General features: G+C 38.9%; 22 protein-coding genes. 13 read left to right on the top strand and 9 right to left on the bottom strand.

Annotated features, from left to right (window positions below):
• Complete coding sequence (locus VB713_RS09145) at nucleotides 1-348, top strand: hypothetical protein (protein WP_323311247.1); 348 nt, start codon at nucleotides 1-3, stop codon at nucleotides 346-348.
• A 509-nt stretch (nucleotides 349-857) separates the two neighbouring features.
• Here the strand turns inward: VB713_RS09145 and VB713_RS09140 are convergent.
• Nucleotides 858-1,340 (bottom strand): transposase, encoded by a 483-nt coding sequence (locus tag VB713_RS09140; RefSeq protein ID WP_323311246.1) that lies wholly within the window; start codon nucleotides 1,338-1,340, stop codon nucleotides 858-860.
• Between the two features lie 121 nt (nucleotides 1,341-1,461).
• On the opposite strand from VB713_RS09140, the gene VB713_RS09135 reads away from it, so the two are divergent.
• The 3 genes from VB713_RS09135 (at nucleotide 1,462) to murD (ending at nucleotide 5,653) form a co-directional block, all read left to right on the top strand.
• Nucleotides 1,462-1,890 (top strand): hypothetical protein, encoded by a 429-nt coding sequence (locus VB713_RS09135; RefSeq protein ID WP_323311245.1) that lies wholly within the window; start codon nucleotides 1,462-1,464, stop codon nucleotides 1,888-1,890.
• A gap of 170 nt (nucleotides 1,891-2,060) precedes the next feature.
• The gene (glyS, locus tag VB713_RS09130; RefSeq protein ID WP_323311244.1) at nucleotides 2,061-4,211 is read left to right on the top strand and encodes a glycine--tRNA ligase subunit beta; all 2,151 of its coding nucleotides are present in this window, start codon (nucleotides 2,061-2,063) and stop codon (nucleotides 4,209-4,211) included.
• Nucleotides 4,212-4,291: 80 nt separating this feature from the next.
• Nucleotides 4,292-5,653 (top strand): UDP-N-acetylmuramoyl-L-alanine--D-glutamate ligase, encoded by a 1,362-nt coding sequence (gene murD / locus VB713_RS09125; protein WP_323311243.1) that lies wholly within the window; start codon nucleotides 4,292-4,294, stop codon nucleotides 5,651-5,653.
• A gap of 666 nt (nucleotides 5,654-6,319) precedes the next feature.
• On the opposite strand, the gene VB713_RS09120 is transcribed toward murD, so the two are convergent.
• Nucleotides 6,320-7,978, bottom strand: a complete 1,659-nt coding sequence (locus tag VB713_RS09120; RefSeq protein ID WP_323311242.1) for an alpha/beta hydrolase — start codon at nucleotides 7,976-7,978, stop codon at nucleotides 6,320-6,322.
• 154 nt (nucleotides 7,979-8,132) lie between these two features.
• On the opposite strand from VB713_RS09120, the gene VB713_RS09115 reads away from it, so the two are divergent.
• Nucleotides 8,133-8,570 carry a hypothetical protein gene (locus VB713_RS09115; protein ID WP_323311241.1) on the top strand — a complete coding sequence of 146 codons (438 nt, stop codon included), beginning with the start codon at nucleotides 8,133-8,135 and terminating at the stop codon, nucleotides 8,568-8,570.
• On the opposite strand, the gene VB713_RS09110 is transcribed toward VB713_RS09115, so the two are convergent.
• Entirely contained in the window at nucleotides 8,567-9,583 is a 1,017-nt protein-coding gene (locus VB713_RS09110) for a M28 family peptidase (RefSeq protein WP_323311240.1), read from the bottom strand. The genes VB713_RS09115 and VB713_RS09110 overlap by 4 nt on opposite strands.
• Nucleotides 9,584-9,926: 343 nt before the next feature.
• Here VB713_RS09110 and VB713_RS09105 point away from each other — a divergent pair, with 343 nt between their 5' ends.
• The 5 genes from VB713_RS09105 (at nucleotide 9,927) to VB713_RS09085 (ending at nucleotide 13,928) form a co-directional block, all read left to right on the top strand.
• A complete protein-coding gene (locus VB713_RS09105) occupies nucleotides 9,927-10,526 on the top strand; it encodes a hypothetical protein (RefSeq protein WP_323311239.1) in 600 nt (199 codons plus the stop codon).
• 283 nt (nucleotides 10,527-10,809) lie between these two features.
• Nucleotides 10,810-11,127, top strand: a complete 318-nt coding sequence (locus VB713_RS09100; protein WP_323311238.1) for a hypothetical protein — start codon at nucleotides 10,810-10,812, stop codon at nucleotides 11,125-11,127.
• Entirely contained in the window at nucleotides 11,124-11,501 is a 378-nt protein-coding gene (locus VB713_RS09095; protein WP_323311237.1) for an aspartyl protease, read from the top strand. The genes VB713_RS09100 and VB713_RS09095 overlap by 4 nt, the downstream gene beginning before the upstream one ends.
• Before the next feature lie 545 nt (nucleotides 11,502-12,046).
• Nucleotides 12,047-13,273, top strand: coding sequence for a sulfite exporter TauE/SafE family protein (locus tag VB713_RS09090; RefSeq protein WP_323311236.1), 1,227 nt, complete (start codon nucleotides 12,047-12,049; stop codon nucleotides 13,271-13,273).
• An 88-nt stretch (nucleotides 13,274-13,361) separates the two neighbouring features.
• Nucleotides 13,362-13,928 (top strand): hypothetical protein, encoded by a 567-nt coding sequence (locus VB713_RS09085; RefSeq protein ID WP_323311235.1) that lies wholly within the window; start codon nucleotides 13,362-13,364, stop codon nucleotides 13,926-13,928.
• A 67-nt stretch (nucleotides 13,929-13,995) separates the two neighbouring features.
• Here VB713_RS09085 and galE read toward each other — a convergent pair whose 3' ends face one another.
• Nucleotides 13,996-14,994, bottom strand: a complete 999-nt coding sequence (gene galE, locus VB713_RS09080; RefSeq protein ID WP_323311234.1) for a UDP-glucose 4-epimerase GalE — start codon at nucleotides 14,992-14,994, stop codon at nucleotides 13,996-13,998.
• Between the two features lie 252 nt (nucleotides 14,995-15,246).
• On the opposite strand from galE, the gene VB713_RS09075 reads away from it, so the two are divergent.
• A complete protein-coding gene (locus VB713_RS09075; protein WP_323311233.1) occupies nucleotides 15,247-15,876 on the top strand; it encodes a hypothetical protein in 630 nt (209 codons plus the stop codon).
• Nucleotides 15,877-16,011: 135 nt separating this feature from the next.
• Nucleotides 16,012-17,763 (top strand): ABC transporter ATP-binding protein, encoded by a 1,752-nt coding sequence (locus VB713_RS09070; protein WP_323311232.1) that lies wholly within the window; start codon nucleotides 16,012-16,014, stop codon nucleotides 17,761-17,763.
• A 90-nt stretch (nucleotides 17,764-17,853) separates the two neighbouring features.
• Here the strand turns inward: VB713_RS09070 and VB713_RS09065 are convergent, their stop codons facing one another.
• The 5 genes from VB713_RS09065 to VB713_RS09045 form a co-directional block, all read right to left on the bottom strand.
• A complete protein-coding gene (locus VB713_RS09065; RefSeq protein ID WP_323311273.1) occupies nucleotides 17,854-18,039 on the bottom strand; it encodes a hypothetical protein in 186 nt (61 codons plus the stop codon).
• A 42-nt stretch (nucleotides 18,040-18,081) separates the two neighbouring features.
• Entirely contained in the window at nucleotides 18,082-19,686 is a 1,605-nt protein-coding gene (gene murJ, locus VB713_RS09060) for a murein biosynthesis integral membrane protein MurJ (protein WP_323311231.1), read from the bottom strand.
• A 164-nt stretch (nucleotides 19,687-19,850) separates the two neighbouring features.
• A complete protein-coding gene (locus tag VB713_RS09055) occupies nucleotides 19,851-20,786 on the bottom strand; it encodes a hypothetical protein (protein WP_323311230.1) in 936 nt (311 codons plus the stop codon).
• Between the two features lie 89 nt (nucleotides 20,787-20,875).
• On the bottom strand, nucleotides 20,876-21,385 hold the full coding sequence (locus tag VB713_RS09050) for a pentapeptide repeat-containing protein (protein WP_323311229.1): 510 nt from the start codon (nucleotides 21,383-21,385) through the stop codon (nucleotides 20,876-20,878).
• An 87-nt stretch (nucleotides 21,386-21,472) separates the two neighbouring features.
• Nucleotides 21,473-22,978, bottom strand: coding sequence for an LCP family protein (locus VB713_RS09045; protein ID WP_323311228.1), 1,506 nt, complete (start codon nucleotides 22,976-22,978; stop codon nucleotides 21,473-21,475).
• 304 nt (nucleotides 22,979-23,282) lie between these two features.
• Here VB713_RS09045 and VB713_RS09040 point away from each other — a divergent pair, with 304 nt between their 5' ends.
• The gene (locus VB713_RS09040) at nucleotides 23,283-24,347 is read left to right on the top strand and encodes a mannose-1-phosphate guanylyltransferase (RefSeq protein WP_323311227.1); all 1,065 of its coding nucleotides are present in this window, start codon (nucleotides 23,283-23,285) and stop codon (nucleotides 24,345-24,347) included.
• Nucleotides 24,348-24,658 lie beyond the last annotated feature (311 nt).

Raw genomic sequence — 24,658 nt, 5'->3', positions numbered from 1 at the left:
ATGCTCGATTTCAACACTTTAGCTGAATTATCTCGTGCCAACTGTGCAGGTATTTGTGCATTTCTCATACCAGCAAATATTCTGTCTACATTTTTGACAATTACCCTCACAGCACTCAACCGCCCCACAATTCAAGTATGGCAATCTGCTGGCTTTGCTAGTATTTTCGCTTGTGTGATGATGCTACACGTTTATACTTGGTTAATGATTGGTGTGGTGATGCTACCAACTTATATTTTATTGGGTCTAGCAATTACTTGTTTACTAACTAATTTAGCTGCTATTCTCTGGCGTTTCAATGCGCTACCATTGGTTTCTCACTGGAAGTATAATAGACAATCTGAATAAGTTCAAAAGATTGGTTTATATCAATTTTCCAAATTAACCAGATTAAATATAGCAATTCCCATTCAAGTGAGGTACAGGCAGTAATAATTAAACGCAGATGGACGCAGATGGACGCAGATAATTTTGTACTTCATTAGACTAGGAAATGCTATATATCAATAAAGTGGGAGGGTAATCATATTACTCTCCCGTATTATTTTATATGTAGGGGTTTAGCAATGTTAAACTCCTACCCATTTCGGCTTTTTGTGTATGAAATTTGTATGGCTACACCATGCAAGCCATCAAAAATCAAATACAGAAATACCTTATTTTCAAAATCACATGATCAATGATAATGGGTCTGATGCACCCTACAAGAGATGAAATCCATAATTCATATTATTTTATATAATATCTAATTCCAAGCTGATTAGTTTGCGTTTTATTGCTGAGATTTATGGGTTATTAAAATAATAATATAATAATTTATCTAAGAGGGTGTTTGAAAAGTTTTGAGGGGTCAAAATTTATGCCAGTCGCCGTACCATGATCCGGATCATGGCAAGGTAAATAAACGTCTCCGATGTTTCCGGCAATAATTCATAATCTCTGACCAAACGCCGACACCCCATCAACCAGCCAAAAGTGCGCTCTACTACCCAACGTTTTTTGAGTAAAACAAAGCCCTTGGTTTGCTCCGGTCGCAGAACTACCTGCACAATCCAACGGCAAACATCCATTACCCACATCATGAAGGCTGGACCATCAAAGCCGCCATCAGTCCAAATTGTCGTCAAGCGAGAAACCTTATTACCCATTGTTTGCCAAGGAGGAAAATCCCCAGGCAGGGATCTCCATCTCACTCCTTCTAGCAGGACATAGAAGATCGCGTTCAAAACAGACCACATATCGACTTCACGCTTGCGACCACCTGGTTTAGGTTCTGGAATCATGTCACTCAGAAATTCATATTGTTCATGGGTCAGATTGCTGGGGTATGCTTTACTCATGTTGCTCTCTCGGTGCTGTCTATTATCTATTCACAGCATATACTGAGAGGGCTTTTTTACAAACTGTCCGACTTTTCAAACACCCTCTAAGGTTAGATTACTTCTATGGTGATAATCAATTATGCAAATTAAAGGAATAAGCATCGCTTTAGTTCTGGGTCTTTCTTTGCCCATTGTCACAGATATTGCTGTTCAGAATCAAGCTGTGGCTGGTCTCGCTTTTCCAGAGGGAGAATTTTTTGCAGTGCAGGGTCAACCACGCAATTGGAATTTAACTCTTTGGCAAGAAAAAGGTAAGTATTACTACAAAAATTTAAATTTAAAAACAGGAAAACAACTTTGTTTAGTTGGTGCTAGAGCATCTGGTACTAAAGCTCGTCCTGTCTTTACTTGGACTAATGGCAAATATAAATATCAAGTTGCTTGGCAAACTGTCCAATCCGATTTGGTGCGATTACAGGTAATAAATCCTGCGGGTAAGATGATTTTAAATGAACTTCTCGTTCGTCAACCTGGTGAGTTTGAAAATCCTAATGCAACTAAATGTTAGAAGATATTTAGATATGGGCGTAAAAAACAACGTAGAGCGGAGAATCCCTAACCATGTAAGGTCTCTACATTGGAAAAAAGAAAATTTTGCCGAATCAGTTGTACATCGCATACTTCAGCCTGATGGCAAGGTACACTGTTGGAATTGACTGATAAAGTTAAGAGTGACCTATGCCTGCATTTTTATTAGAAGTTGGAACAGAAGAACTACCTGCAAGCTTTCTTAGTAATGCTATTGTACAATGGCGATCGCGCATTCCCCAAACTCTAGAAGCTAACAGCCTGACATATCAAGGTTTTGAGGTTTATGGAACTCCTCGCAGATTAGCAGTTTTAATCACCGGTTTACCATCCCAACAACCAGATAAAGAAGAAGAAATCAAAGGGCCACCCGCACAAGCAGCTTTTAAAAATGGTCAACCCACACCCGCAGCAGTTGGGTTTGCGAAAAAACAAGGTGTGGAAGTCGCAGCTTTTGAAATTCGTCCCACAGAAAAAGGTGATTTCGTCTTTATCCAAAAAAAGACTCCCGGCCGTCCAGTTGCAGAAATTCTCACAGAACTAGTTCCTCAATGGATTTGGAATTTAGAAGGAAAGCGATTAATGCGTTGGGGAAATGGAGATGCTAAATTTTCCCGTCCGATTCGCTGGTTGGTGACTTTGTTAGATGGGGAAATTTTGCCGTTAGAATTGGAAAATGGTGGTAAAACTGTCAAAAGTAATAGAATATCTCCAGCACACCGCGTTTTACATCCTGAACCTGTAAATATTTCCCACGCTACAGAATATGTAAATACCCTCCGTTCTGGTTGTGTAATAGTTGCACCAGAAGAACGGGAAAGCATTATTAAAGAACAAGTTACAGCAGCAGCACAAAAGGTAGGTGGACATACACCAATTTACCCCGATTTATTAGCAGAAGTCATCAATCTTGTTGAATTTCCTAGCGCAGTTATCGGTAAATTTGAAGATGAATTTCTCCAATTACCAACTGAAGTAATTACTACAGTCATGGTCAGTCATCAGCGTTATTTCCCTATTTTTAAAACTGCTGACAGCAAAGAGTTATTACCCAATTTTATCACTACTTCTAACGGCGATCCTGCCAAATCAGATATTATTGCTGTAGGTAACGAAAGGGTAATTCGAGCGCGTTTAGCTGATGGTAGATTTTTCTATGAAGCTGATTTAGCTAAACCATTAGAAAGCTTTTTACCCCAATTGGAAAAAGTCACTTTTCAAGAAGATTTAGGTTCTGTTCGGGCGAAAATAGACAGAGTTGTTAATATTGCTAATTTCATTTCTCAACAATTGCAATTAGGAGAAAGTGAAAGCAAGAAAATTAAAAGAGCAGCATTATTGTGTAAAGCTGATTTAGTTACGCAAATGGTGTATGAATTCCCCGAATTGCAGGGAATTATGGGAGAGAAATACGCCTTAGCTAGTGGGGAAGATGCAGAAGTTGCTACAGCAATTATTGAGCATTATTTACCCAAAAATGCTGATGATATTTTACCCCAAACTCTCACAGGTCAAATTGTCGGTTTAGCCGATAGATTAGATACGTTAATCAGTATCTTTGGCTTAGGTTTAATTCCTACTGGTTCATCAGATCCTTTTGCATTACGTCGCGCTGCCAATGCCATAGTTAATATTACTTGGTTTGCGAATCTGCAAATTAATTTAGAACAGCTATTAACACAAATAGCCACAGATTTTGCTACCAATTTTAATAAAGATGGAAAATCTTTAATTAAGACTTTGCAAGAATTTTTCCTGCAACGGATTCGCACCTTATTACAAGAAGAAAAGCAAATTGATTACGATTTAGTCAATGCAGTTTTGGGAGAAAATGACCCAGAATACACAGAAAGAGCATTACAGGATTTATTAGATGTACGCGATCGCGCTCTCTACTTGCAACAAATCCGCAAAGACAGTACTTTAGATAAAATCTACGAAACCGTCAACCGTTCCACCCGTCTAGCAGCGCAAGGCGATTTAGACTTCCAGCAGCTAGAACCGCAATCTTTAATTAACCCCGAATTATTTCAAAAATCCTCTGAATCTGCATTCTACAACGCCTTGATTGAGTTAGTACCCGAAACCCAAGCAGCGCAACAAAACCGTGATTACCGACGATTAGTAGCCGCACTGGAAAAAATTGCTCCCACTGTGAGTAAATTCTTTGATGGTGAAGATAGCGTTTTAGTCATGGACTCCAATCCTGAGATTAAGCGAAATCGGTTAAATTTACTGGGATTACTACGGAATCATGCTCGTGTTATAGCTGACTTTGGTGCGATCGTAAAAAATCTGTAGCAAAAGTCAACAAAAACAGGTGTAATTTTTGCTAATTAACGCTACCATAGGGTAGCTTAACCAGGGATGCTACACAGTCTATGCCAGAAGCTATAGTTATTGGATTGGGAAAGTCCGGTGTTGCTGCGGCAAGATTGTTGAAACAGGAAGGCTGGGAGGTGGAGTTGAATGATAGTAGCACCTCCCCGACCCTCCTCAAAGAACAACAACAACTTGCAACTGAACAAATTCCCGTTCAATTAGCCTACACGCCAAGTTTTAATAGTACTAACTTACCTAAATTAATAGTTGTTAGTCCCGGTGTACCTTGGGATATTCCTATCTTAGTCAAAGCGCGAGAGTTAGGAATTGAAACTATTGGGGAAATGGAACTAGCTTGGCGAAATTTACAAAATATTCCTTGGGTAGGAATTACCGGCACAAACGGTAAAACAACCACTACAGCCTTAACTGCTGCCATTTTTCAAGCCGCCGGATTTAACGCTCCTGCCTGTGGTAACATCGGTTTGGCTGCGTGCGAAGTAGCTTTAGCTGTAAAAAAACCAAATTGGATAATTGGTGAACTTAGCAGTTATCAAATCGAGTCTTCCGTCACCCTTTCACCCCGCATTGGTATCTGGACAACCTTCACCCCAGATCATTTAGCGCGTCATAAAACATTAGAAAATTACTACAATATCAAAGCCAAGCTATTAAATAATTCTCAGTTGCAAATATTCAACGGAGATGATGCCTATTTAAGCAAAATAGGATTAAGAGATTGGCCGAATGCTTATTGGACAAGTGTTAAAGGTAAGGATTTTTTAATTGGTGACAAAGGCTTTTATTTAGAAAATGGCTGGGTAATCGAAAAATTAAGTTCCACCTCTACACCCACACCAATTGTGGAAGTATCTGCTTTGCGAATGGTAGGAGAACATAACCAACAAAATCTCCTCATGTCAGTAGCAGCAGCAAGGTTAGCAGGAATTAATATTGATGCAATTTCCCATGCTGTGAGTGAATTTCCTGGTGTTCCCCATCGTTTAGAACATATCTGCACCTGGGAAGGTATTGATTTTATTAATGATAGCAAAGCGACTAATTATGATGCTGCTGAAGTTGGTTTAGCATCTGTAAAAAGTCCCGCAATTTTAATTGCTGGTGGGGAAGCTAAAGCAGGTGATGATACTGGTTGGTTAGCCAAAATTCAAGCCAAAGCTGCTGCTGTTGTACTCATTGGTAATGCTGCACCTGTATTTGCTCAACGTCTGCAAGAAGTAGGATATACTAACTTTGAAATTGTGGAAACAATGGAAAAAGCTGTACCCAAGTCAGCAGAATTAGCAAAACTCCATCAAGCATCTGTCGTTTTGTTGTCTCCCGCTTGTGCAAGTTTCGACCAATATCCAAATTTTGAAATACGCGGCGACCATTTTCGGCAATTGTGTCTTATCGAATAGGAGTCAGGAGTCAGAATGAATTTTGTACGACTGGCGGATAAATAATCGGGTTTAATACCCGCGACTGATTTATTCTGACTTCTGAATTCTTACAAATTCTCTAATTTGTAGAGTGGCTATAAACTGAAGAAATAATGGTGGATTACGCTGCGCTAACCTGCACTACAATTTTCAGTTAATTTATTTTTTGGTGTTCCCTGATAACTGTTATAAGTAATTAGAGAAAATTAATTACACAGTTTATTTCCCATTTCTTTTTAAACTCCAAAGCTATATATAAAGATAGATGAATTATCCATCTTATAAATGATTAAATTTGCCAGAGTCTTTCACTTCTGTGATTAAGGTTTGGCACAACACCAAGCCTTTTTTATACTTTTACTATATCACGCTATAAAGTAAATTTGGCAGTGTTTTCGTTCAAAATTAGCCTTGATTGTACTCCTTAAGGAGGATGCTTAAATTACTGAGAGTTTATAAACTGGGATATATTTTACCCTGAGTGAAGTCTTGGCTTGGTTTCCCTTCCAAGCCTTTTTATTTTTCTATACTAAAAACGGGTTAAAAGTGTCATTCTGAACGAAGTGAAGAATCTCCGAGATACTTCGCTGCACTACGTTACGCTCAGTATGACATAAGTCCAAATTTCACCCGTTTGCAGTATAACTATCTTTTCATCAACCCCATTGCATCCATAGGAATTTGTCTGACTATACTAAATGGAAACAGAGGAGTTGAGGAAATTTGAGCATATTCTGGAGTCAAAAATTCCGCATATTTACTAGCTTCTGGTGTTAACTGTGCTGCCATCGCTAGAGTTACAATTTTGGCAAATTTCCGCACATCAGTTGATTGCTCACCCTTGATTTCTCGACTAGAAAACGGTGTATTTGGTTCTACTTGCTGATTTAAATTGGTGTCAGGATCTATGACACTCATGTGTGTAGCACCAACAGCACCAGCAAACCATTTAGGAGCCTGAATTTTAGCAAATCCTATTACCTGTTCAGTTAAAGGTGGAGTAATTCTATCTGCGGAACTGGCTAAAATGAGGGTGGGAATTTGTACTTTTGTTAAACCAGTTTCACCAAATAATAAAGAAGTGGCAGGATTAAGTGCAACTATTTGTTTAATTCTGGGATCTTGTAATTGATAGCTTTTCTCTGGTAATTCTTTAGCTACACACAGAAAGCCTTCCACTAAACTCAATTTAGCGGATTTTTGCTCACAGCTTTGTTTGAGGCTTTCAATTTGGAATTCACCACCAGCTAGTGCTAAAGCTGTAGTACCACCAAAAGAGTAACCGACAACCATGACTTTATCAGTTGCGAGTTTCCCTTGTAGTGGGTTATTGGCAGTTTGGTTGAGTTTTTCTAATTCATCGATCACAAAACTAATATCACGAGGTCTGTCTAAAAATTCTTGAGGTTGTAGCAACTGGGTTTTATTTTTAGTTGCTAATTCACTACTAGTTTTATTACTACCTGGATGTTCTAAGGCTGCGACTACATAACCGTGGGATGCGAGATGTTGTGCTAAATAACGCAAATCAGCGCGAGTTGAGCCAAAACCGTGAGAAAAGACAATTACAGGTTTATCGGTATTTGCGGAATTTGACCAGTAAACATCTAGGGGAATATTGCGATCGCGCTTTTCGTCATTTAAACTTAAATTGAGTACTTCAACTTGGGCGCTTCCGGCTTGTTGAGGGTCAAGGGAATAAGCTGGTTTTAGATTGCTGGGGTTATTGGGGGTAGCCATAGCCAGCATGAACATTTGAGTCCGCAAAAAAGCCATATTTAAGCTTTTCGCCACATTTAAAGCCTGTGGTACATCAATTTCTAGGCTTTTGCTGGGATAAGCATTAATAAAATTGAGTACAGATAGACCTTGAGGTGAATTAGCACCTAAGATTATTCCGGATCTAAGTGCTTGAACTCCAGCATTATCTTTGCGGCTAATACCAGTAGAAATGTCATTGAGAACTGTGCTACCGATTTGTGTATTCAGTAACCTAGTTAGGGTGACGACATTTAGCGGTACTCTTACTCTCAATCCCCTGACTAAAAAGCGGCGTTGTTGTTCTGATAGTCTTTTGGTATAAGTTCCTAAACTAGCGGGTAATTCTCCAATTTCCGCCGCTTTTTTTAAGTCAGCTAAAGAAGCAGATTCTTCTAATGCACCATACCGAACAACAACTGTATCTGCTGCTTGCGCTGAAGTGTTTGCTCCTAATAATGGCATGAATGCGATTGCTATCGCAGGTATCGCGCTAAATACACTTGCAACTAGCTTGATATTTTTCCAGCTTTTTCCTATCAACATTTTTAAACTGCATCTCTACTTAGGGGATTGTAGCTGCTTTTAGTGTGTTTGACTACTGTACTTGTAAAAAACATGGAATAAAATAATTGATATATTATGGCATTATTCTGATTTATCTCAACATAACTTCTATTCCCCAAACTAATTTAGATTTATGCGTAGTCCCTTTCTATATGGTTCTATTTTTCTGCTTTCTTGCTTAATTATTGTTATTTGGTGGCCTGTAAATGATTCTGTTTGCAGCCTTGTCGATGTGCTGAAGTTGAAAAAAACAAATTTTCAAGTTCAAGCGACTCAGGTTGTTGTTAAACCTTGGCTAGGTAAACATCATATATATGCAATATTTAAGGTTCCTGATGAATACAAAGAAAGAAAATTTTTGCTAACTGTTCCAGGTAATCGTCAATATTGTTCTAAACCTTTTGGAAATAGCCAAAATTATGATGATGTTTTTGCAGAACCAGGAACCCATTTAATTAAGCATTATATTAGAACTCGCACTGCTGTCAAAATGATTTTTCAAGGTATGTATTCCCAGCTTAATAATCCCCAAAATTGGACTTTGACATTTCTTAAAACCAAGGTTAATTAAGTTGCTGGTTGAGTTGTTAAAACACCGGATTTTTCTAACAAAGTATTAGTAGCATTGACTATAATTTGCGCTGAACCTGTGAAAAAAGAGCGATCGATATTTTTTGGTAAATCACTAGGTTGGTGGTAATTAGGACTACGCAAATTAGCAGTATCTGTCACTAAAACAGCACCTACACCTTGATACCAAAATGGTGCATGATCACTGCGTAAAGTATCCGGTGTTAACAAGCCTTTAAAGGGTATGGGTAATGTCAGCACTGCGGGTAGATTTTTATTTTTGCTATCAAAAGCATTTAATAAAGGTAAATGTTCAATATCACCGACTACTACTAAAAAATCACCTTTATCACTAAGTGGAGTTACAGGTAATCCAGTCGGGTATTGCTGACACCCAGTAGTGTAACAAGCATAACCTACCATATCCATGACAATTACACCCTGGATATTTTTTAATCGTGCTGCTTTTCTCACAAAAGCTTGGCTACCTAAAAGTCCTGCTTCTTCTTGGTCAAAAAAAGCTAACTGCAATGTTCTCGGTGTGGCATAATCAGCAAAAAGCCTAGCAATTTCTAATACTACAGCTACACCAGTGGAATTATCGTCTGCACCAGGAGATAAATCAACGGTATCATAATGGGCAGCGATGAGAATAGCTCCAGCAACTTTGTCAGTTCCCTGTTTTTGGGCAAAAATATTGACACCAGTGGGAAATTTTTCTATTTGGGGTTGCCAGCCAAATTTTCGTAATTCGGTTGTAATATAGGTGCGGGAGTGCGATCGCTCTTTTGGAGTAAAACGCTGAAAATTCAACTTCTGAATATGTGTCCAAAGTTGATCAGCAGACACCAAGGGAATATTAGTATTAATTTGTTGTTCTGGCTGTAGTTGGGGCTTTTCTATGGGTGTATTTTCAACAATAGGTAAAATCTCAGGTTGCTGAAAAAAACCGCTAATACCCATCACAACTATTGCACCCAATATCACCAAAAGCAGCCAAAGCCATTTTTTCATGATGATTTTTCCTATCTTCCAAATCTAAGGTAATTTTTATACTGGAAATCACTTAAGCTCTCATAATAGTGCGATCGCTAGATTTTCAAATCTTACTCTATATAAAAAGGGTATGTGTCAACAATTAGGGATAAAATAGTAATTATTCGTGCATACTATTCTAGTAAGAATTCAGGAGTCAGGAGAAAGAAGAATATTTGGCTCTTCTGTTCTCTGTTCCCAGCTATATCAAATATTCTGTATCCTTACATATTTTAAATAACATTACACTGCATCTAAATATTTTCTGAATCAATTTAAAATTAATGAAAAAGCTACATTAGAAAATAATAAGGTAATGCAAATGGCTTATAGTGATTTTACATTGAGTAAATTCAAAAAGAGTTTCAATATTCACATTGACGAAAAAATGGATTTATTCGCTAATATTGAACCTATCCAAATAAGTGAACAACTTAAAAATAATTTAGAAGAAACTACTGAATTAGCATTAGCAATTAATACTGAAAAAGCACGCTCTGAAATGATTATTGCTCCTATTCTTTTAGAGGTAAGGCGTAGAGCTAATTCTCAGATTAGTTTATTTTCAGGAAGTGATTTTAATGTTGATATTGAAAAAGGTTTAAATGGTTATTGTGATTTTGTAATCAGTCGTTCTAAGGAACAGTTAACAATTAATGTACCTGTAATGATTATTGTGGAAGCGAAGAATGAAAACATCAAAGGTGGTTTGGGGCAATGTATGGCAGCGATGTTAGCAGCACAGTTGTTTAATGAGCAGGAAGGTAATGAAATTAAAACTATTTATGGGGCTGTCACTACCGGAGATATTTGGAAGTTTTTAAAATTGGAAGGAATTGATATATTTATTGATTTGAATAATTATTACATTAAGGAATTAAACAAGATTTTGGGCATTTTGTGTCAAGGGATTCAGGGATAAAAATTATGGAAATACATTCAAGATGATATTTTTAGTTTGCCAGCAATATCATTTTTGATAATAAAATAGGACTTACGCACAAGTCAGGGAAAAACGTATCGCTAAAGCGAAAGCTCTGCGTTAGCAGAGCGTGCCGTCAGGAATACCACAGAGGACACGGAGAAATAAGAATTTGAGTGATTTTTTTGTGTAAGTCATATAAAAATATGAAAAGTGGTCACTGTAAAATCATTCAGATATTTTATAATAAGATATTGAAAATAAATTTGCTTGAGGTATTAATATGACACAAACTCCATCAGAAAGAATTGTCAGACGCGGCAGGGTATTTCCTGAAATTCAATGGACACAAGCTCAAAAAACTCAAGATAGAGCTAGAAGACAGGCATTTTATGAGCGTTGCTGGGTAATTTTTGAGCGTTTAAAACCGGAAATACTAGATAAGTACTATGGTTGGTACATTGCCATTGAACCTGATAGCGGTGATTATTTCATTGATCAGGATAAAGAAGTTGCAAGTAAAATGGCGAGAGAAAAGTATCCTAATGTGATTCATCATATTTTTGGCATTAATGAAAGAGGAGTTAGTGGCAGAATATGATGGAGGGAAGATTTGGAGAAAATGGTCAAATTTATTTTGAAATTGATTTAATTGGTGAAGATAATTTCAGTTTTCCTGTAGAGACAATGTTAGATACAGGATTTACTGAATTTTTGGCTATGAACAAACAGGATGTAGAAAGTCTTGATTGGACTTTTTTAGGTCAAGATAAATTAAGAACTGCTCAAGGGGAAACTGAATTTGATATTTATAGCGGTAGGGTAATCATAGATGGTCAAGAGTGGGAAGTTCCTGTATTTGCTGGAGATGAAATACAGGAGATTTTGCTGGGTTCTCGCTGGTTGAAATTATTGGTCTTAGTCGCTAATTATGGTGAAAACAGGGTAAGTTTAGACTTATTAAACTTAATTTAATTATTTGGTTTTTAGATTACACTTTCCTTAAACCCATCTATAAAATATTAACTAGGGCTTGCTTTTAAGAATCACTCTAAACAAATTTTTTCAAAAATTGTATTTCCACTTATTACAAAACTTTAATAAATCCCATGCCACATTGTAGAGAATGATCATCTTGAGTCAGTATATAGCAATTACCATTCAAGTGAGGTACAAACTGTAATAATTAAACGCAGATGGACGCAGATATAGCTTGCTTCCCGCAGGGTACGCAGATGATTTTGTATTTCACTAGACTAGGAAACGCTATATATTGAATTTTTAATTGTTCCATAATTACTATAGAAGTTAAATCTGTAAATGATATATTGCGTAACAACTTATTCTATATCAATTATGGCGGTTTTGAGTTGGTCAGAGGATGCTTTAATACAATTTCTAACTTGAACCCCCCTGGTTTGACAGGTTGTCTTTTGACAAAATTACAAATTTAATCTAGAGTTTTCCTCTAGTAAAGCTCTGAGCATAAACTTCAGAACTTAGAACTCAGGACTTTATTTATGTTAGATTTGCTGTTGATCACAATCCTGGGATTCCTAGGGAGTTTTGGACATTGCTTTGGGATGTGTGGCCCCTTAGCAGTTGCATTTTCTCTTTCCCATCAAGAAGAAACTCAGAGTTGGCAACAGCAATTAAAATTTCACACTTTGCTCAACTTAGGACGAATGTTGAGTTATGCTCTAGTTGGTGCTGGTATTGGCGCATTAGGTTCGGTATTAGTTGAAGGTGGACAATTAGCAGGTATTGGTAGCGATTTCCGCCGCTGGATAGCAATTGTCACAGGGATAATGCTGATTTGGTTTGGTTTAGGACAAGTCAAACCGGATTTGTTACCGAGTATTCCCTTATTACATCCACTATTAAAAGGTAGTTTACATAATCGCTTGAGTGCAGGGATGGTAAAGCTGTCTTTAGATACAAAATGGTGGACACCAGCATTATTAGGGATGACGTGGGGTTTAATGCCTTGTGGTTTTTTATACGCTGCTCAAATTAAAGCCGCTGCCACTGGTAATTTATGGCATGGTGCAATTACCATGTTAGCTTTTGGGTTAGGAACTCTACCGACGATGTTGGGAGTAGGTGTTTCTACTTCTTTAATCAGTAAAGATCGCCGTAGTCAGTTGTTTCGTTTGGGTGGTTGGGTGACACTCATCATTGGCGCAATTACCCTATTGCGGACTGGTGACACAATGGTAGATTACAGCGGACACGCTGCTTTGATATGCTTAATTCTGGCGCTAATTGCTCGTCCTATTAGCAACGTTTGGGCATCACCTATGCGCTATCGTCGTGCTTTAGGAGTGGGGGCTTTTGTGTTGTCGGGAGTACATACTATCCACATGATAGAACACTCCCTAGAATGGAATTTTGCCGCTTTCTGGTTTTTGCCGCGAGAATTTCAATGGGGAATGGGTGCAGGTGCGGTGGCGTTGGTGTTAATGATTCCTGCGGCTTGCACAAGTTTTGATTTTCTGCAAAAGTCTTTAGGTAAGCATTGGCGACAAATTCATCTTTTGAGCGTTCCAGCTTTGCTATTAAGTACCATTCATGCAGTATTGATTGGTTCTCATTACCTTGGTGCTTTAAGATTGACTTGGGAGCATAAATTAGCAGCTTTTTTACTGGTAATTATTACCCTTAGTGTATTGTTAGTGCGATCGCATTATTTTTGGTCAAAGTCCAGTATAGAAAAGTTATATGTCCCCCCAAATAAATCGCGTTGAAAAAAGCAGGGGCGCAGGGCGCAGGGCGCAAGGGGGAAAATTCCTCTGCTCTTTCCTTCTACCTTCTGCCTCCAATTACGAATTCTTATTGTTGTTATTTTTAGCATTCACATCTCTACCTATTGCTTCTGCCCATACGGTAAAAATAGCGGGTGATGTTGGTGGTACGATCCATGTTGAACCCAATGATAGCCCCCGTGCTGGTGAACCGGCTCAAACATGGTTTGCTCTTACCCGCAAAGGTGGTAAAGTGCTACCGCTAAAAGAGTGTAATTGTCAGTTGGCTATTTATGCCGAACCCCATACACCAGGAGAACCTGCACTGCTTGAACCTGATTTGATCCCTGTGCAAGCTGAACGGTATCAAGGCATACCCGGCGCAGAAATTACTTTTCCCAAACCGGGGGTTTATGAATTGCAACTGAAAGGTAAACCAGTCACAGAAGCGAATTTTCGACCTTTCGAGTTAAAGTTTCAAGTTACTGTGGCCGCAGGTAAGGCTGTAGCAGCACCACAATCTGTACAAAATGCAACTGAGACTAATCAACAGCAAAGTACGGCGATAGGATTCATACAGCCTATAATTATCCTGGCAATTACACTACTATCTTTAGGTATTGTAATTTTCTTAGTTAAAGCACTAAGAAGAGAGTAATTCCTAATCACTCGGTACTCAATCCTCAATCCTCAATCCTCAGCACTCAGTACTCGGTACTCAATACTCACTTGTGCCTTTTTTGATGCCAGTTCCAGGCATGAGCGACAATATCTTTAATATCAGGATACTGAGGTTTCCAGCCTAAGATTTTTTTAGCTTTCTCACTTGTACCAATGAGAACAGGAGGATCACCGGGACGGCGATCGCATTTTTGCACAGGTATAACCGTTCCTGTCACATCCTCAGCAGCAGCAATCACCTCTCTAACCGAGAAGCCGTTACCATTACCCAAATTGAAAACTTCACTATTTCCACCTTGGAGTAGATATTCCAAACCTAAAATATGAGCATCAGCTAAATCAGTAACATGGATATAATCACGAATACAAGTACCGTCTGCTGTATCGTAATCAGTGCCGAAAATTGAAATTGATTCCCGCTTACCTAAAGCAGTCTGCAACACCAAAGGAATTAGATGAGTTTCTGGATTGTGATCCTCACCCAATAAGCCACTAGGATCAGCACCAGCCGCATTAAAATAGCGGAAACACACTGATTGTAAACCATAAGCCACATCAAAATCTGAGAGAATCCTTTCTACCATCAGCTTAGTAGCGCCATAGGGATTGATAGGATTTTGAGGATGGTCTTCAGTGAGGGGGATAAATTCCGGTACTCCGTAGGTGGCACAAGTGGAAGAAAATACAAAATTCTTAATAGATGCAGAAAGCATCGCTTCCAAAAGTGTCAAAGTTGAAACAACGTTATTGCGGTAGTATTTAGCAGGGTCACTTACCGATTCTCCCACATAGGCATAGGCAGAAAAGTGCATCACTGCTTTAATATCATGATTTTTAAAGAGATTATCTAACAGAGGGCGATCTTCTATATCACCTTCGATCAGTTTTACCTGTAAAACCTGTTCGACTAAATCCCGATGTCCATAGACCAGATTATCAAGGATGACTACCTGATAGCCAGCTTGCACCAGAGCCAGCACTGCATGAGAACCAATATAACCTGCTCCCCCCGTCACCAAAATGGTGGGTTTTCCCAGCGACATAATTTTTACTTTCCACGAGTTGACAATGAATACTCAATTAATTTAGTTTACGGGTGCTACCTGACTCTTCCAAAAAATTCTAAATAATACACTCAGTGTCAAAAAATTGCACTAAAATCACTACGACGGCAGTTTGTGTGTGTGAGGGTTAAGTTATTTTTAAGTCACTGAGCAATTACAGTTTGACGATAAAATCAACCTACTTCCCCCGTTCTCTAGACCTGCCGCACCAGAAAATTAGAGAGTTAATCTATGTTTCAATTACTAAGTCGGGTCTTGCTATGGATGCTCATTGCCGCTGTTGTCTTTTCTTTGTTTCAAAAATTCTATCCAACAGTAGACTATTTTGGACGATTTGTTTTATTGGTTGTAGTGGTAATTCTCATTGTGGCATTTTTAAATCCCAATGAATCAGGGCCAGTAGCTTCCCTGTGGCGGTTTATATCTTTTCCACTCAAGCCTCTGGGAGCTTCGGTGTTAATGCTAATTTTCGCTGCCCAAAAAATCAAAGATGGTGGCATAGGCAACCCAGGAGGATTTTTGGTGGGTTGGGCGCTGACAATTTTGCTGTTATCTAGCACACCAGCTATTGCTTACTTTCTCTTGAGGTCTCCAATTGCGGCCATGACTCCTCCTACCACATTAGTAGCTTTGGGGCCAGCAGCTAATGGTGGCAACATCTCAGATGTGATGGGAAATGGCATTATACCTGTGGGAAATATGAAAATCCCTTCCTATCTACTACAAAATCCTCAAGCTATCGAAAGACGGGGATTGCTCGTAGAAGATTTTGTCCCTAATGCGGAAACCTTGCAACTCACAACTCAAGTTTGGGACAGTTATCTGAATCAGGTATACATTTTCTTGCGTGGTCGTTCTTAAGCAGGAGGGGGAAAATTCTCCGGGCTAAAGCTACGGAGATTCTTCGTTCAACGAGTAAAGTCCGAAATACGGAACTACGTTGCTTTCCCTCAAGGGTTTTTGGCATATTCTTTATAAAGTTGCAAAATTGCTTGAATGTCAAAATCTCGACGGCTTGCTAAACTCGCTACTTACCTACGTCCCCATTGGCAGGATGTTACATTAGGCATTATTGCTTTATTGACTGTTAATGGGCTGGGTGTTTATATCCCTTTGTTGATTCGCTCTGGGGTTGACCAACTTTCGACAACCTTTAGCTTGGATCAAATACTACGTTATGTAGTTATAATTATCCTGCTCAGTTCAGCAATGTGGCTGATGCGTATGGCTTCCCGCATCTGGATTTTTGGTGTGGGTCGTCAGGTAGAATTTGAACTAAAACAGCGAATTTTTGAACATTTACTCAAACTCGAACCAGCTTATTTTGCCATTAATACTCCTGGTGATTTAATCAGTCGAGCTACGAGTGATGTGGACAATATCCGGCGGTTGTTGGGTTTTGCGGTATTGAGTTTAGCAAATACTTTCTTTGCGTATACTCTAACGCTGCCAGTGATGCTATCAATTAGCGTGGATCTGACGTTAGCTTCTCTGGCAGTCTATCCGTTTATGTTCTTTTTGGTGCATCTGTTTAGCGATCGCTTACGCAAACAACAAATGGCTGTACAGGAACAACTTTCAGAAATTAGTGAGCTAATTCAAGAAGATATTAGCGGCATTTCTTTGATTAAAATCTACGCTCAAGAAGAAAACGAGCGTCGCGCTTTCCAAAGAAAAAATCAGGCTCTATTGTCTGCTAACCTCACATTGGCAAAAACTAGAAATACTCTCTTTCCTCTCATTGGTGGGTTGGCTAATATCAGTTCCCTAATCATCATTTGGTTGGGAACCATGCGGATATCTGCTGGAACTCTGGCTGTGGGTGATTTTTTGGCGCTATTAATTTATGTAGAACGTCTGGTTTTCCCCACCGCTTTACTAGGATTTACACTTACAACCTACCAACGGGGTGAGGTGAGTATTGACCGGCTGGAGTCAATTCTGAGTGTGACACCAAAAATTCAAGATCCACCAGATGCTATCAGTCTTTCAGCCAATACAGTTAAAGGGGAAGTGACAGCCAAAAATCTCACTTATACTTATCCAGGTGCTAAGATCCCAGCTTTAGATCATCTCAACTTTACTATTGCTCCTGGGGAACTTGTGGCCATTGTCGGTGCAATTGGCTCCGGGAAAACAACTTTGGCTAATGCTTTGCCTCGGTTGTTAGATATTGAAGCGGGGCAGTTGTTTTTGGATGGTTTGGATATTACTAAAATAACTTTAAATGATTTACGGGGTGCGATCGCTTACGTACCTCAAGATAGTTTTTTGTTCAGCACCACCATTCAAAATAATATCCGTTACGGCGACCCCCTCAGTGAATATAAAGATGTGGAAGCAGTAGCAAATCTTGCCCAAATCGAGGCAGAAATTAACAATTTTCCCCAGCAATATGAAACAATCGTCGGTGAGAGAGGAATCACTCTTTCAGGTGGTCAGCGCCAACGTACAGCCCTAGCTAGAGCCATGTTGATTGATGCCCCAGTCTTGATATTAGATGATGCCCTCTCCAGCGTCGATAATCAAACAGCTACACAAATTCTCAAAAATCTATCTAGTGGTACTCAACAAAAAACAGTAATTTTCATTACCCATCAACTTTCCGCCGCTGCCACATCTGACCGAATTTTGGTCATGGACAAGGGCAAAATTGTCCAAGTAGGTAATCACATGGAACTTGTAGAACAGCCAGGGCTATACCAAAAATTGTGGAGTCAGCATCAAGTAGAGGAGTTACTGCGGTGAGTACCGAGTACCGAGTATCTAGTGGTTGACTCTTGATTCCTACTCGTTATACTCAAAACGGCTTAATCATTTGATTCTATAGGTAGGAGTTTAGCACTGCTCATTGGTGTCAACTAACGGTACTGCCTCCCAAACTTTTTGAGTAATTTGTTGTACATCTCGATGTCGTTTCCTTGTAGCTTTGACTAAACCAAATAATTTCGCTCGTTCTACAAGATAGTTGACGACATCGGGGTTTTCACACCTTGCAACTTCCCTGATGATGACAAAGGACAAATTTCTGATATGTACAACTTTCTCATGAATAAAAAATAAAACCTACCTCTTCAAAAACTTCTGTCGCATCTTCAGCACAAAACTATTAACCTCCGGTATTCTCAACCAAGCTGCAAAAACAGCGAACACCCCAATTCCCACCAAAGCAGAAATAGATAACTCAACCAACAAAATAAATAAACCTTTATTCCCCAAAACCTGCTGACAACCAACCAAAGTCCCATAACTGGCAACTCCAGCAACCATACTACCCGCAGTTAAACCAAAAATTGGTAAACTCCATTCCCGCAAAGGTAAACCGTTAAGTTTACGATTTAACAACCACAACAACATCAAAATTGAACTGCAATTTACCCCTACTGTTGCTAATACTAAACCAGGCGCACCAAAAGGTTTAACCAAAACAAAATCTAAACCAGCATTGAGTAAAATATTAAAAGTGCTAATTCTAAAAGGTGTTTGTCCATCACCTAAAGCATAAAATACTCTGACTAAAACATCACGCGCTAAATAAACAAACATCCCAATACCATAAGCCACTAGCAGAGAAGATACTAACTGTGTAGCTTCTTGTTTAAATGCTCCGCGTTGATAAATTACCTGCACAATTGGCTCAGATAAAGCTATCATTAAAGCACCCAAAGGTAGCATCGTCACAGCAGTTAATAAAAGTCCTTGACGAATGCGTAATTTTAAATCTGGCCAGTTTTCTGGTTCTGCTAATTTTGCAAATATGGGTAATAAAGGCAGTAAAATAATATTAGAAATAATTCCTAATGGAGTTTGTACTAATAAATTGGCATAGTTAAAACCTGCGGCTGCACCTTTAATTGGACTGGCAAAATATAAATCAGTTGCCACATTAATCGGCATCATTCCCGAAGAAATTGTTGCCGGAGTCATGATTTTAATTACTTCTTGAACTGCGGGAGATTTAAAATCAAATCTCAACTTTAATGTTCCTAAACCTAACCGCCACTGCACAATTAATTGTACTATCCATTGGAGAATTGCACCTGCTAAGGTTCCCCAAGCTAATACCATACCACCGATTAAAGCAAATTCTGGCTTGATGATATCTTTGCCATATTGCAAAGTTACAATACCAATACCTGCAACTACGGTAATACTAGATAATAAAGGACTTATGGAAAGTAACCAATATTGATTTGCGGCGTTGAGAGTACCAAAACCAATGCCAATTAAACCAGCAAATAAAGCCATGGGAGCCATTATTTGCAGTTGCCGAATGGCAATTTCTCTCGTGGTAGGCTCTAACCCATAACCAACTATATCAATGATTGGTTCTGCTAAGAAAATCTGAGCAACTGTCACCACCAACAACAACCCACCAACTATGGTTGTCACCGTTTCTACTAGAGGTGCAGCTTCTTCTCGTTTGCGCTTGGCTAAAACGCTAACAATGGCACTATGCAATGGTCCATTTACACCACCTAATAAAATTAACAGAAAGCCGGGGATAATGTAGGCGTAACTATAAGCAGTAGCAGCAGCACCAACACCAAAAGCAGCAGCTATGGCTTGTTGTCTTACTAAACCAAAAATTTTACTAATTAAAGTCGCTGCGGCAACAATACCAGCAATGCCAGCGAAAGAACGAGAGGGTTTTTCTTCTGATTGTGTCACTAATAATACCTGAAAACTCTTGCAGAGTGTATATTTAAGAATATTTAACCTGAAATCTTAACATCTGTCAGGTAAATTTTGATAAATTAAGTTAGTAATTTAGCATCTGATGAGCAATGCTGACTACTGCGGCTATTCTATTGCGGTTATAGGGAAAACAGGTACTATTTTTGATTTAGAAAAGTTTTAACAATATTAACTATTTGTTGTTTCTCTTCAAACCCAGAACTATAGACATGACTTAAAGGTACAATTTCTCCTGACTCTAAAATTAAAATCAATCGATAAGTAAATCCACCTTCATCAGAATCAGAACTTTCAACTTCAATATTAACAATTTCATTTAATGAGTACTGAGAAAACCCCTTGCCAAATATTCCAAACCATCGGTAGCGGCTCAGAATTAGGCTATTTGCTTCTTTATTGAAATTGCAGCTAATAAATAAACCTGCTCCTATTATTATTAGAGGCAATAAACTAAAAAATATTGTTATTGCAACTAAAATTGATCTATCATCTTCCTGAACTAGTAATTTTTTTTCTAATGGCTGCGCCAAAAAATTATTAATTTGTGATATTATTGACTCTAACTCTTCATGACTAAATCTACTAGCTCTGTATGCTTGTCTAAAAGGAAAACTTTCTGTATTGGTGATTAACTGAATTCGATATTTATAGTAAATTTTTTTTCCATCGTTATCAGTCTCACTTTGTTTTTCCAAACTAGCTCCAATTAATTCAGAAATATGTTTCTGGCTTTTTTCATGACTAAACCAATCTAATTCTACCAATTTACATATCACTAGTGATGTCTTCTGCTCAGTGCTTTTAGCAATAATTGAAATATCTATATTTTGTGGAACACGGTTACAATTAAGCTGTGTGATAGGTGTAGCTATCAAGGTAGAATATAAGCAAATTATTGCTATTTGTCCAATAAACAAACCAATAAACCGAAGTAACTTGGGTTGAATAGTAAAGTCCAATTTAGCTTGTGTTTGCTCATCAACTTTGATCGTCTTACCCTTTATAAAATACCAATATAACCACAAGTTGGTAATCCATAATATAGCTTGTAAGGGAAGATATTTACTATCCATATTTAAGTACCTCAGTCGTAGGGTGCGTTAGCGACAGCGTAACGCACTGATTCCCAGATTTTGATGTGTTATACGAACGCTAACATACTCTATTCCCTACAACCTAAACTATCCCTTGTAGAAATACCAGTTACAGGATTAACACCTTCTGCTCGTTCACATAATAGGGATACCTGATAACGGTCAATTAAAGCATCTGTAAAATCAGCACCTGTGATATTCGCATCATAAAAACGAGTGCTAGTCAAAGTTGCTTCTGTGAAAATGGCATTTTTTAGATTAGCACTATCTAAGGTCACTCTATCAACTAAAGCACCTGTTAAATTTGCATCTTCCAGATTTGCTTTTAATAAAACACCTTTAGTTAAAATGGCATTGCTTAAATTCGCACCTTGAAAATTAGCCCCTCGCATTTCTGCTGCCACAAAAGTTACACCTACTAAATCGGCATGAGAAAAGTCTCGATTTTCCAAGGAAGCGTTGTTATAGTTAATAGTGTTGACTTGAGCAAAAGCTGGTTTAGGATTGATAATTACCCAGAAAAATGCCAATGTTAAAATCAATATTAGAGTTAAAAATCTCAACAAAATCTTTTTCATATACTTAATTAATTGTCAATCTTTATTAATCAATGGTCAAAAGTCAGTTGTTTTTTTCACTAATGACCAATGACCAATGACTAATTACTATTTCCAATCTTTCCCAATCCGAATGGTGAGGTCAGATTCTAAATCTCCATTTGCAGAAACCTCGATTTGACCCAAGCCTAAAACTTCTTGTAGGTCAATTCCTGGTTGTGGATTTCCTTTCTGGACAATTATCTGTGTTTGGCGTTGGGTATCAGGCCAATCAGGAACTGTGTAAATATTTGTAAAACCTTTTGTTTTGAGATAGGTAATAACTTTTTCAGTTAATTGAGGTTGATTGGAGGCGTTTTGAATAGCAATTTTAAGGCGAGAAACTGGACGAGAATCTGATTGTAGACCAGGTACATTTACCCCAACATAATCATTCAATAAGCTTTGTTGTCCAGTCATATTCAACCAATAACTACTGGGGTCTTTGCTGAATTTGCTAAACGTACCAGGCAACATAGCCATTTGGAAATTATCCCGTTCTACATTCACGGAAAAATTCGCCAATGCCATCATTTCTTCCATTTTTAGGTTGGTGTCAAAGTACTTTCGCATTATGCGAGTTAGTTGGGGCAACCTGGGTAAAACTGTGGGACTATTGAGGCGTTGCAGCAAAGCTGTGATTAGTGCTTGCTGTCGCTGTACTCTTGGGATATCTCCGACATTTGAGTCACGGAAACGAGCAAACTGTTCTGCTTGTTCACCGTTGAGAGTTTGCCAACCGCTGACCAAATTTATCGACAATCCATTAGAGTTATCTTGATAATTCATTGGCTGGGGTACAAATACATCTACTCCACCCAATTGCTCAACTAATTGCCGCAAGCCGCTAGTAGAAATGCGAATATAGCGATCTATAGGGGCATTGTTTAAGGTACGACTAACTACCCGTGCTGCTAGTACTGGACCACCTTTGGCATTAGCTTCAGATACTTTGGTTAATCCCTGTTCTGGGATGGAGATCATTGTCCCTCTAGGAATTGAAAGTACCCGAATAGATTTATCGTTGGGATTTAGTCTGATGAGTAACATGGTATCGCTACTACCAGCAAAACTGTCTAGTGAACCGTCAACAGTACCTTTAACTGGTTCAATTCCCATAACTAAGATATTCATGGGTTTTGATAGTTGGTACTGGGAGAGTTTTCTCCATAAGTCCCCAGGTACTTTTACCTGATCTTTGGTAGTAGATCCCAAATCGTCATCTTTGACTTGATCTAAATTACTCCATAGAGGAGTCCACAGCGCCAGAGTTGATACTAGTAAGCCAGATAAGATAATGCCGACGACAAAGGTTAATATCCACAATAGCCAGCGCGGCATTGTCAACCCTAAGCGATCATAGAGTTCATCGGGGATAGCACCCACGGAATCGATGACGTTAAGCGGTTGGGCTGGCTGTTTTCGTTTGATTTTTTCTGCCTTACCGCTGGTGACTGAGGTAGGTATTGCCTGGGCTTCATGCCGTTGAAGTTGTTGTGGTCTTACCTCTTGATCTGAGGCTGGTACTTGCTGAGGTATGACCTGATTATCTGACCATTGAACTTGTTTTATCACAATTCTCTCCCCACTCAACCACTCCCTAAAGGTATGTTAATGCCAGCTACAAATCTTGCCAGAGTTAAGAACTAGTAATGTTTTTCTCGGAAATACTGCGCGATCGCTATAGTTCGTCATTACTATTTCGTTTGAGATTTTTTGGGCGTTGTAGCTCTCGCAGTTTTAACTAAGTTACAAATCAAACATTTTTAAGGATGCTGATTTATCAGTAGAAATAATCCAAAATCATGCCAGTTAATCTAAAATCCAAAATTGAATAACTGTACACTTGTATTGTTCTGGAATAGGTGTATATGACCACATGAATAATGTAATGATTCCTGTAATTCTTGCTGGTGGTAAAGGTGAGCGTTTTTGGCCTCTCAGCCGCCAAGATAGACCTAAGCAATTTTTAAGTCTGGATGGCAGTTCTAGAAGTCTACTACAAGCAACCGCTGATCGATTGATAACACTCGCAGACGGTTGGGATAACTTGTGGGTGATCACTTCTAGTCCAATAGCTGAAGGAGTACGACAACAGTTACCCGATCTGCCTGAGCAAAATTTGCTGATCGAATTAGAAGGAAGAGACACCGCCGCCGCAGTTGCTTGGACAAGTTTGGAAATTAAAAAGCGTTACGGTGAAGACGCTGTCATCGGCTTTTTCCCGGCAGACCATTGGATTGCTGATCAAGAAGTGTTTGCACACACCTTAAATGCTGCGACCCAACTGGCGACTAGCACAGCAGCGATTGTCACTTTGGGGATCAAGCCTACTTTCCCGTCAACTGGTTACGGCTACATTGAGCAAGGTGAGAAGATTGGTTGCTTTAATAATTTGCCAGCTTATCACGTCAACCGCTTTACTGAAAAGCCCGACCGGGAAACGGCGGAAACTTTTTTATCTACGGGAAGGTTTAGCTGGAATAGCGGTATGTTCGTGTTTCGGGCGGGGGTGGTTCTGGAAGAACTGCGTACTCATGCTCCAGAAATTCTTGAACCCTTAGAACAACACGGTTCTGATGTTTACCCCCAGTTGCCTAAAAAAAGTATAGATTATGCACTGATGGAAAAAACAAGTCTAGCATATGTTTTACCGGTGGATTTTGGTTGGGATGATTTAGGGGACTGGAATGCGATCGCTCGCTTACACCAAAAAGCAGATAATCCTAATGTTGAGTTAGCTACCCATATTGGGCTAGATACCCAAGGGGCAGTTGTTTATGCCTCCAATCCAGATGATGTAGTTGTGACTATTGGGTTAGAGAATGTGGTAATCGTGCGCGATCGCAATGTTACGCTAATAGTTAACAAGGAACGCACCCAAGATATCAAGCAGATTCTCAAAACCCTACAAAGCGATCCTCGATTTACTGATCTACTCTAATGTAAAAGATAAAACCCTTGGTAGAGGCTCAAAAGTTTTGTTTTCAATTATAACTAAACTGTCAATTCTATTCTGTGGCATTTAAGTTAATCAACAATTTTGAGCCTTTATTTAAGGGAATCATAATTAAATTTATGTTTTGCTTAACAAAAAAATATATATAGCAGAATTAAGGAGTTCAGGAGTTCAGGAGTTCAGGAGTTCAGGAGTCAGGAGTCAGGACGTTACGCCCCAATCCCCAATTCCTCAATCCCCAGTCCCCAGTCCCCAATTCCCCAATCCCCAATCCCCAATCCCCAGTCCCCAATCCC

Origin of the sequence: Anabaena cylindrica UHCC 0172 (assembly GCF_034931625.1) — a bacterium.
Lineage (GTDB): Bacteria > Cyanobacteriota > Cyanobacteriia > Cyanobacteriales > Nostocaceae > Anabaena > Anabaena cylindrica_A.
The sequence above is the reverse complement of the archived record's forward strand: the minus strand, read 5'-3'. Positions and strand labels throughout refer to the sequence as shown.

Bases quoted from the DNA above. Each gene is read 5' to 3' on its own strand.
- VB713_RS09140 (WP_323311246.1), bottom strand. From the start codon at position 1,340: ATGAGTAAAGCATACCCCAGCAATCTGACCCATGAACAATATGAATTT.
- VB713_RS09075 (WP_323311233.1), top strand. From the start codon at position 15,247: ATGTTTCAATTACTAAGTCGGGTCTTGCTATGGATGCTCATTGCCGCT.
- VB713_RS09105 (WP_323311239.1), top strand. From the start codon at position 9,927: ATGGCTTATAGTGATTTTACATTGAGTAAATTCAAAAAGAGTTTCAAT.
- murD (WP_323311243.1), top strand. From the start codon at position 4,292: ATGCCAGAAGCTATAGTTATTGGATTGGGAAAGTCCGGTGTTGCTGCG.
- VB713_RS09115 (WP_323311241.1), top strand. From the start codon at position 8,133: ATGCGTAGTCCCTTTCTATATGGTTCTATTTTTCTGCTTTCTTGCTTA.
- glyS (WP_323311244.1), top strand. From the start codon at position 2,061: ATGCCTGCATTTTTATTAGAAGTTGGAACAGAAGAACTACCTGCAAGC.
- galE (WP_323311234.1), bottom strand. From the start codon at position 14,994: ATGTCGCTGGGAAAACCCACCATTTTGGTGACGGGGGGAGCAGGTTAT.
- VB713_RS09050 (WP_323311229.1), bottom strand. From the start codon at position 21,385: ATGAAAAAGATTTTGTTGAGATTTTTAACTCTAATATTGATTTTAACA.
- VB713_RS09090 (WP_323311236.1), top strand. From the start codon at position 12,047: ATGTTAGATTTGCTGTTGATCACAATCCTGGGATTCCTAGGGAGTTTT.
- VB713_RS09110 (WP_323311240.1), bottom strand. From the start codon at position 9,583: ATGAAAAAATGGCTTTGGCTGCTTTTGGTGATATTGGGTGCAATAGTT.
- VB713_RS09040 (WP_323311227.1), top strand. From the start codon at position 23,283: ATGAATAATGTAATGATTCCTGTAATTCTTGCTGGTGGTAAAGGTGAG.
- VB713_RS09100 (WP_323311238.1), top strand. From the start codon at position 10,810: ATGACACAAACTCCATCAGAAAGAATTGTCAGACGCGGCAGGGTATTT.
- VB713_RS09135 (WP_323311245.1), top strand. From the start codon at position 1,462: ATGCAAATTAAAGGAATAAGCATCGCTTTAGTTCTGGGTCTTTCTTTG.
- VB713_RS09120 (WP_323311242.1), bottom strand. From the start codon at position 7,978: ATGTTGATAGGAAAAAGCTGGAAAAATATCAAGCTAGTTGCAAGTGTA.
- VB713_RS09055 (WP_323311230.1), bottom strand. From the start codon at position 20,786: ATGGATAGTAAATATCTTCCCTTACAAGCTATATTATGGATTACCAAC.
- VB713_RS09095 (WP_323311237.1), top strand. From the start codon at position 11,124: ATGATGGAGGGAAGATTTGGAGAAAATGGTCAAATTTATTTTGAAATT.
- VB713_RS09145 (WP_323311247.1), top strand. From the start codon at position 1: ATGCTCGATTTCAACACTTTAGCTGAATTATCTCGTGCCAACTGTGCA.
- VB713_RS09070 (WP_323311232.1), top strand. From the start codon at position 16,012: ATGTCAAAATCTCGACGGCTTGCTAAACTCGCTACTTACCTACGTCCC.